Origin of the sequence: Micrococcus sp. GbtcB5 (genome assembly GCF_019091605.1) — a bacterium.
Classification (GTDB): Bacteria; Actinomycetota; Actinomycetes; order Actinomycetales; family Micrococcaceae; genus Micrococcus; species Micrococcus luteus.
Genome location: NZ_JAGXJK010000382.1, coordinates 1 through 242, shown reverse-complemented (window position 1 = coordinate 242; position 242 = coordinate 1). Strand labels below are relative to the sequence as shown.

General features: G+C 82.2%; 1 pseudogene. It reads right to left on the bottom strand.

Annotated features, from left to right (window positions below):
* Positions 1–242: pseudogene (locus KVS67_RS12800) on the bottom strand (NAD(P)/FAD-dependent oxidoreductase); the annotation flags it as partial.

The window sequence follows — 242 nt, the reverse complement described above, 5'->3', positions numbered from 1 at the left end:
CCCGGCGACCGCGGCGGGGGGGCGGTACGCGGCGGAGTGCCGCGGCGTGCCGCCGAAGCGGTCGGCGCCCGGGAGAGCCGGCACGAACGGGCGGGTGAACGAGCCGGACGCGGAGACCACCGCGCGGGCGCTCAGGGCCGTGCCGTCCTCGTGCCGCAGGGTGAACGGCGGGGACGCGGCGGCGTCGTGCGGCACCGCCGCGGCACGCACGCCCCGGGGCACCGGCAGCCCGTAGCGGGCCT